Here is a 6,210-nt window from a genome sequence, read left to right on the forward strand (position 1 = left end):
CAACGGTCTTTATAAAGCGGAGGTAATACACCGTAAGAGCTGGAAAAACCTGGCAGAAGTAGAGCTGGCAACACTGGCGTGGGTGGACTGGTACAACAATCGCAGGCTAATGGAGAGGCTTGGTCACATCCCACCGGCTGAAGCTGAAAAAACATATTATGCTTCCAGAAACTGTAACAATCTGGCAGCCTGAGCTTCCTGCCTTAACTCTCTCCAAGAAAACCGGTGCGGTTCACTTTTGCTACTGGGGGAATTTGCGTTCTTTTTAAAGAATCAGAACTTGACGATCATAAAGGATATTCTTTATATTGAACAGTAGTGTTCTGTATAAGGAATGTTGTTTATGGATACTTTACCCGAACTCGCCAATGAATTTCGTACTTCCGTTTCAGTTAACCTGACTAAAGTCAGGCAGGCCAGAGGTATGACGTTGTCGGGCCTGGCGGAAGTGAGTGGTATAGGAAAAGCAACTTTATCAGGCATTGAAGCTGGTCGTGGCAACCCGACGATTGAAACCGTCTGGAAACTGGCCAGGACATTAGGCGTTCCATTTGGCGAACTGATTGACGCTGATAATGAGCAAACTGTTGAGTCGGTCTCCGAAGGCGTCAGTGTTCGGCTTATTAACCGGCAAAGTACGCCGCGGGTGATTGAAACCTATATCATGGAGCTGGCTCCGCGCACGAAGCGTTATGCTGACAGCCATATGCCAGGCGTGGAAGAAAGCGTCGTCGTGCTGAAAGGCCAGGTACTGCTTGGGCAAAGCACTGCGCCGGTATTCCGGTCTACCGGGCAAAGCTACAGCTTCAAAAGTGATATTCAGCACCTTTACCAAAGTTTAGGTGAACCCTGCTCGCTGATGGTTAGCGTGATTTATCCGGTTTTATCAGAGATCACTTTGGGGACGTATGACGTACAGCGTGACTGGCCTCAGACTGAAGACGACTGGACAGGGTTGAAACAGCAAACCGACCGCATGTCCCTGGAAAACCGTCAGGGTGTGAACGCGGTGCGCCTCAGCTTCAAGTCGCTCCCTGTTGATCAATCATCTACGCTCTCCCTGCTGAAACATAAACTGGATTTGCCTGCGTTTTCTGGAAAACTGGGTTCACAGACGTTTATTGTCGATGAGCAAGGACCGATGCTGATTTACCTCTCCCGGCAGGGCCAGCATGCATTATTGCCCTTGCCCAAACTTAACAATCCAATGCTGCGCCAGGCTGTAGACCTTTGTAACCGTAGCTGTTCGTTGTGGGATCCCTTGGGTGATCCCGAGATAGCGGCATTGCGTGAGCTCTCTCAGAGTAAATGGGTGTGTTTGTCTACGCTGGCGGCTGAGTCTTTGACCCGTCATGGCTATCCAGCCGTACCAGTGCGAGCGGCACCAGCCTATGAACAAACTGAAATCGTGGAAAAGAGCACGGATGTCGTGCTATTCGAAGATCGTATTAACGTTGATGCCTATGCGGCTTACGAGCTGGTTCATCCCGCTTATGCCAAGCAGTCTGTGGCTATCGCTTTGCATCTGGAGCAGGTTTTTCAGGAACAAGCCGGGCATATCCTTGATGTTGGCACCGGTCCTGGCTTGCCGCTCAAAATGGTGTTGGAATTAATGCCCCAACTGGATGCCACAACAGTCGATCCGAGCGAAACAGCATTTAATCATCTGCGAAAACTGTTCAAAGGATATGATAACGTCCACTCTCTGAAAGCAAGCATCACGGAGCTGCCTGTGCCAGAGCATCCCTATGCAGCGGCAATTTCCGTTGGGGCTTCACACCATCTTGATACTTTCGATTTTCTGACGTCTGTTCGTCGCCAGCTCAAGCCAGATGGGATATTCATTGTCTCTGATGAAATGATCTGTCCGTTCGATGATGTTCGGGAGCGCAAGCCGGCTTTGATTTCCCATCATTTACAGTACATTGCCGATACACTGGCTCCGGTTCCTGTTGATGAACTGGTTTCACCGGAAGCATCTTTGCTTCGTGCCATTCAGCATAGTGTGCCGATGGCTCTGTTTGAAGCTCGCACGGGCAATTTAGGCAAAGCCGAATATCGTTGCCGTAATTTGCTTGAATCACTGGAAAAACTGGCCTTGCCGACGCCATCTAACCATCCACTACTTGCGTTTTATCGATTGCACTTTCTGGAATTAGAAGCATTAGTAGCAGGCCTGGATTATGAGGTTGAACAGAAAACGCATCCGCGTTGTTTTGCTGATTTGGCATGCTCGGCTGGTTTTGATATCAGCTACCATCAGCGGCTGTATGCCACCTGCGGTCGGGATGAATGGGAGGCGGGGACACATCTGTTTGTTCTCCGGGCGCTATGATGACTCAAACCAGAGTGAGATGGGACGCTATCAGGGCGTCATTGCCGATTGTTACCGGCTATCTCCCGATTGCATTTGCCTTTGGCATGGCCGGTGTGGTGAACGGATTACCTCCATCTCTTCTCCTTGGCATGTCTGCGTTTATTTTCGCCGGGGCCAGCCAGTTCGTACTGTTGGCTGCTATTCATTCGGGGACCTCCTGGCTACTGGTGCTGGGACTGTGCGCCTTAATGGATGCCCGACACTTGCTGTACGGCGCGGTACTGCTGCCTAAATTGCCGGATGGACTACGTCGGCATCTGGTGGTAACGGCCTTCACCCTGACCGATGAGGTGTTCGCCACCGCCCTGGTCAGAATGTCTGCAGTGGAAAAAGAACAAAGAAACCTCTGGATGGGTTGGCTGGGCCTCAGCAGCTATTTATCGTGGTTGGTGGGAACGGCTCTGGGCGCTTTTGCTGGTGTAGGGCTGAGCCAACGTGTACCTCTCCTGGCTCAAGCGATGCCATTTGCTTTGCCCGCACTGTTTATTGTTCTGGTTCATAAAAGTTTTAATCGCGCATCTCAGTTGCCGATTGTGATTTCAGCGTTAGTCGCCTCTTTCTGTTATTTACAAGGGATGACAGCGCTGGCGTTACTGGCTGGTGCGGTATGTGGCTGCGGTGCTGTGCTGATAAGGAGTAAATATCATGGTGCTGTCGTCTGATCTTGCCTGGCTGGCGGTAATCCTCATGGCTCTCATTACCTACCTGACCCGGGCAGTGCCTTTTGCGATCAAAAAAATCAAGACAAATACAGGTGAGCGTGAAAATGACTCGCCTGTACTGTCAGCATTAGGTCCATCATTATTAGCGGCAATTACGGTTGTAACCGTTATTCCTGGTTTGCGGGATGCTGCAGAGGCTGGTTTCTCCTCTCAGTTGAGTTATTTTGTTGGCGCCGCGTCCACGCTATTAATACTAAAATTGTCGAATAATGCCGGAGTGGCTGTTATATCCGGAGTGTGTGTGTACGCATGCATTTTTTATTTAACCTCAGCGTGATGGGAAATGAAGAAATATTCCATTCTGTGAGCTTTATGTTTTCTCATTAATGTATTAATCATCATAAACCATTTGGTGATGAAAGGACTACACTACGTCAGGATAAAGAGCATTCTCGGGACGGATTTGCTCATTATCGCAAATGTTATTAATTAACAGGCGTAATGAAAACACTGGATGGTGCCGTCATCGTTGACGGCACCCAATTTGATGAACGACTTCTCAGGTTTTATTATTGCAATGCCTCATAGATCAAGAAAATCCCTTACCGTTCTCGCCCAAATATCAGGGCTTTCAATCTGAACAGCATGTCCACTCTGAATTTCGATATATTTGCTCCCGGATATTTGGCGATGAACCTTCTCAACCTGATAGCGAGGGATCAGTGTATCATCTGTTAAGGCAACAATCAGTGTTGGCATCTTAACCATGGTGAGATAGGCGTTAATATCGAGGTTCAATCCCAATTCTATTCGCCGTGCGGAATCATTCTCTGACGGGCGGGCACATAGCGTCGCTAATTTCTCACTACCAAGCGCGGAGAGGAATACAGGGCTTAACACATGGGAAAGACCGAATGCAGTGGCCTCCCTGGGTGACGTCTTTTCTAACTGCAACCACGTGCTGAACATCAGGGTATGTCGAGGGTCTTTGCCATCAGCCCAGGGAGCAGTCAACACAAGCTTGCGAACCAGAGAAGGATACCGGGCAGCAACTGTCGCAGCAACCACTGCGCCAAGAGACGTTCCAACAATATCAACAGGTTCCTTTCCATTATCCGTAATAACAAGGGCAGCCTGATCGGCTAGCTGCTCGATGCTAATCGGGCCATCAGGTAATGTAGATTGTCCACATCCGGCATAGTCAGTAACAAGAGCAGTATATTTATCGGTAAAATACGTCAAAACATGCCCAAAGCTACTTTTCCCTGCAATGTTTGTTCCGTGGAGGAAAAGGACATTTTTGCCATCTCCCTCGTGAAAGTAGGAAACAGATGAACCATTATCATTAATACGTTTCATTGCTTAATCCTTTTAATGAGCCGTTTCAGGGTTCTTGGTATTCGTGTTTTTTACATAGAATACGACAGGTTTCTCAACAAATGTAAAGAGCATTTTTGCTCCCCATAGAGATAACAAAAACGCTAAAATTATCAGAAGGACACCTTGTGTAAGGTTATATTGACTACCCTCTCCGATTAAACGGTGACCAAACATGAGCACCAGGCGGTGAATGAGATAAAATGAAAATGACCATTCACCAAGAGTAGAAAAAAATGGGTGTTCAACCACACTTGACCGACCGAGAATATCAGACATGGCAAACGAGGCTATCAGCATGATAACGGGAATAATAGTGAACGCAGCATAACTATAGAGAGAGGAATTGAATATGGAAACAAACCATGCCCCAATAAATAAAATCAAAGAATGGAGAGTGTTTGGTCCATAATAATCACCGCGTTTGACGAGAAGTGCGACAATGATACCGCTGGTAAATTCAAATATTCTGACTGGGGGAAACAGGTAAACAAACCAGTATGCATACATCGACTCCGGTTTCCATGGCAACAGAGGTGTATAGGGAAGCCAGCCAGAAAAATAAGGCATCAAAATCAACAGTGCTATAATTCCCATCAAGGTTACTACTAATACCTTCGACGACAGTTTAGCCAAAACCATATAAATTAATGGGAAGCAGACATAAAAAAACAATTCGCAAGAAAGTGACCAACTTACTCCATTTAAGCTGATAAATGTATATGGATCAGGTATCCACGTCTGGATTAAGAAAAGATTTGGAAGTATTCCTGAAAGAGGTTTTCCACCAGGAAGCAATGGCCCTGTACAAGTGATCAAAATAATGGCAATTATTGCTGCTACTAAGAACCTATCCCAATAGGATTTTATTCCAGACAATGACGCCGCATGCTAAATGCAGTATCGCTTCATAATTTTCGACTTTTTTCTCCCAGCGCGTCAGTACCCGACGGAAGCGGTTCATCCAGCTGTGAGTTCTTTCCACAACCCAGCGGTGCGCTTTAAAATCCGTCGTTCTGATGGCTTCAGACTCCTCTTTCCCCGACTGGATATGAGGTTCATAACGACGCATTTTCAGACAGGTTTTCAGCCATTCGGCTTCATAACCTTTATCCATGCACAGGCGAAGCCTTTTGCCGGGTCTGCCTGTCTGAAGAGCGTCCAGGGTATCAGCAACCAGCTTTATGTCGTGGGTATTCGCTCCTGCGACAACCAGTGAGAGTGGAAGCCCGTTCGCGTCTGTCATCAGGCTGCGTTTTACCCCCTGTTTCCCCCGGTCTGTGGGGTTACAGCCTGTTTTTTTGACCCTGCCAGCGGGGATTTTGTCATACAGCCGTCCATCGATAACCATGACCAGTCGATGGCATCCAGTTGTTCGCAGGCCAGCAATCCGTTCTGCCAGAACCGCTCAAAAACCCCGGCGTCACGCCATTCCTGGAAACGGCGATGAGCTGAGCTTGATGAGCAGATATGTGTTGCATTCAGCGCATTCCACTGACAACCCGTTCTGAGCACAAAGAAAATGGCGTTCATTGCAGCACGATTATCAACGCGTTTACGATGCGTACCCAGTGGGTGATGTGTTTTGTGTTCCGGGATAAGGGGAGCCATTTTTTCCCAGAGTTCATCGCTGATCTGCCACTTGCTGCCTGCCATATTTTGTCCTCAGAAATTGCCATTACCTATTATAACTGACAATTCCTTTTGGGATGGGTTCTAAGTTCTCAATTCAACCCAACACTCTTTTATTTTTACGGTAGACGTTACTCCCATTACTTCTTTCATGCCACAGCG

The 6,210-nt window shown here is 47.7% G+C and carries 6 protein-coding genes and 1 pseudogene; 4 read left to right on the top strand and 3 right to left on the bottom strand.

From position 1 onward, the window contains the following. The 4 genes from FCN80_RS25250 to FCN80_RS25265 form a co-directional block, all read left to right on the top strand. Positions 1 to 193 (top strand): integrase core domain-containing protein (locus tag FCN80_RS25250; protein ID WP_170975522.1); only part of this gene is annotated, 193 nt, incomplete at its 5' end. 150 nt (positions 194 to 343) lie between these two features. Further along, positions 344 to 2,335: a helix-turn-helix domain-containing protein gene (locus FCN80_RS25255; RefSeq protein ID WP_136993063.1), complete on the top strand. Its 1,992-nt coding sequence runs from the start codon at positions 344 to 346 to the stop codon at positions 2,333 to 2,335. After that, positions 2,332 to 3,039, top strand: coding sequence for an AzlC family ABC transporter permease (locus tag FCN80_RS25260; protein WP_230492953.1), 708 nt, complete (start codon positions 2,332 to 2,334; stop codon positions 3,037 to 3,039). Before FCN80_RS25255 ends, FCN80_RS25260 begins: the two co-directional genes overlap by 4 nt. Next, positions 3,023 to 3,376 (top strand): AzlD domain-containing protein, encoded by a 354-nt coding sequence (locus FCN80_RS25265; RefSeq protein WP_136993065.1) that lies wholly within the window; start codon positions 3,023 to 3,025, stop codon positions 3,374 to 3,376. Before FCN80_RS25260 ends, FCN80_RS25265 begins: the two co-directional genes overlap by 17 nt. 245 nt (positions 3,377 to 3,621) lie before the next feature. Here the strand turns inward: FCN80_RS25265 and FCN80_RS25270 are convergent, their stop codons facing one another. The 3 genes and pseudogenes from FCN80_RS25270 to FCN80_RS25280 form a co-directional block, all read right to left on the bottom strand. Next, on the bottom strand, positions 3,622 to 4,398 hold the full coding sequence (locus tag FCN80_RS25270; protein WP_136993066.1) for an alpha/beta fold hydrolase: 777 nt from the start codon (positions 4,396 to 4,398) through the stop codon (positions 3,622 to 3,624). Between the two features lie 12 nt (positions 4,399 to 4,410). Then, on the bottom strand, positions 4,411 to 5,295 hold the full coding sequence (locus FCN80_RS25275) for an acyltransferase family protein (RefSeq protein WP_136993067.1): 885 nt from the start codon (positions 5,293 to 5,295) through the stop codon (positions 4,411 to 4,413). Beyond that, positions 5,267 to 6,072: pseudogene (locus FCN80_RS25280) on the bottom strand (IS5 family transposase). Before FCN80_RS25280 ends, FCN80_RS25275 begins: the two are co-directional and overlap by 29 nt. Positions 6,073 to 6,210 lie beyond the last annotated feature (138 nt).

The sequence above is a fragment of the Martelella alba genome, from assembly GCF_005217455.1.
Classification (GTDB): Bacteria; Pseudomonadota; Gammaproteobacteria; order Enterobacterales; family Enterobacteriaceae; genus Acerihabitans.

Excerpts from the sequence above, each read along its gene's own strand:
- FCN80_RS25255 (WP_136993063.1), top strand. The coding sequence starts at position 344 with ATGGATACTTTACCCGAACTCGCCAATGAATTTCGTACTTCCGTTTCA.
- FCN80_RS25260 (WP_230492953.1), top strand. The coding sequence starts at position 2,332 with ATGATGACTCAAACCAGAGTGAGATGGGACGCTATCAGGGCGTCATTG.
- FCN80_RS25265 (WP_136993065.1), top strand. The coding sequence starts at position 3,023 with ATGGTGCTGTCGTCTGATCTTGCCTGGCTGGCGGTAATCCTCATGGCT.
- FCN80_RS25270 (WP_136993066.1), bottom strand. The coding sequence starts at position 4,398 with ATGAAACGTATTAATGATAATGGTTCATCTGTTTCCTACTTTCACGAG.